Source organism: Actinoplanes sp. NPDC026670 (genome assembly GCF_040638175.1).
In the GTDB taxonomy this organism is placed as follows: domain Bacteria; phylum Actinomycetota; class Actinomycetes; order Mycobacteriales; family Micromonosporaceae; genus Actinoplanes.
This window is the reverse complement of the sequence record NZ_JBEZXU010000180.1, coordinates 1-1,466: the sequence shown is the minus strand read 5'-3', so window position 1 is coordinate 1,466 and position 1,466 is coordinate 1. Positions and strand designations below refer to the sequence as shown.

Sequence of the window (1,466 nt, the reverse complement as noted above, 5' to 3'; positions counted from 1 at the left end):
GCCGTCACGGCAGGCCGGCAGCGGACGCTCCGACCAAGCGGGAGGTGGGCCGGTGGAAGATCTCCCGCTGGGAGCGGCAGATCGACTTCGAGCTGACCGTGGCGGCCTGGCGGGTGGGCGACCTGCGTCTGGCGTTGGAGCCGGTGCCGGCCGACGCGCCGCTGATGGCCAGCCCAGCGGAGAGGCCGGGCGGCGACGTCGTCGACGACCTGCAGGTCGTCACCGCGGCGTACGTGAGCACCGAGGCAGCACCACGCGATCCCGAGACACGGCGGGCACATTCGACGCTGGTGCTGGAACTGGACCAGCCCAGCGGCACCTACTACAGAGGCGACAACAGCGAGGAGGCGTTCGAGCACCAGGCCGAAGGGCTCACCGTCGGCACGGTGCTGGCCACCCTCCAGGACCTGCCCGGGGAGATGCCCATCGTGGTCTGGGTCGCCGAACAGCCGGGCGGGGCCGGAGACGGCTCCACGCAGATCGTCTACGACGCCGCGATGGGCGCCGAATGGTCACCGCCCAACCTCCGCGAGGAGACCGAAGGCGAGTGGGTCACCGCCGACTGGTTCGGCCTCGAACTCGAATTTCCGACAGGCATCTACAGCCGGTGGGAGAACACCTGGGACGACGAGAGCTGAAACAACGGCCTCCGGAGGGCCGCCAACCGCCCGCTAAGAGACCGACTACCCGACGACAGATCACAGAACTCTGAGCCCCACAGCAGAGGAGACCTTCATGGACCACACCCATCCCGCCGCCGGCGCGGACGACACCCTGGTCGGGCAGGCGATAGAGGCGCTGACCTCCCTCGCGCGGCAGACCCGGGTCCGTGGCGCCGGCACCCCAGCCGAGACGACCGAACCGGTCGACTTCGCCGAAATCGCCGCCCACGTGCTGACCTCGGTAGCGGCGAACCTCGGCAGCGTCGAGACGCTGCTCGCCGGCCGGCCTGGCTCGTGGGAGGCCGACCTGGTGCGCCAACTCATCAACGGCACCGCCGAGGAGGACCGGCTCCTGGCCTGGCGCACCGAGCCGTACCAGGTGCGCCTGGACGTCGACGGGCTGTTCGACGACTTCGGGATCGGCGCCCTGCACGAGGCCGACCTCGACGCGGCCATCGCGGCCGCCAACGCCGACAACCTCACCGATGAGCAGTACGAGGCCGCCGCCGCCCGCGAGACGGCCATCGAGGACCTCTACCAGCAGGACCGCGACGCCTACGCCGCGGCGTATCTCGACATCGCCCGGTCCTGGCTCACCCGGCACGGCCTCACCACCGGCGCCGAGCTGGTCCGCACCGACTACGACCACCCCGGCCACCGCACCGACCAGCCGCAGTGGAACGCCCTGGACGACGCCCTGGACGAGTACGCCCGCGTGCACACCCCGCTGCCGCAGACCGGCACCCCGCCGCTGTGGACGGCCGGCGCGGAGCCGGCCGCCGCGATCCGCGCCGCCGGCCGCAC

General features: G+C 71.8%; 2 protein-coding genes. Both read left to right on the top strand.

What is annotated here, in order from left to right; all coding sequences use genetic code 11:
- On the top strand, positions 1 to 638 hold a 638-nt coding region (locus AB0E94_RS52900), incomplete at its 5' end, for a DUF6225 family protein (protein WP_360344558.1).
- A 97-nt stretch (positions 639 to 735) separates the two neighbouring features.
- Positions 736 to 1,466, top strand: a 731-nt coding sequence (locus tag AB0E94_RS52895; protein ID WP_360344555.1) for a hypothetical protein, incomplete at its 3' end; no start/stop codon positions are given.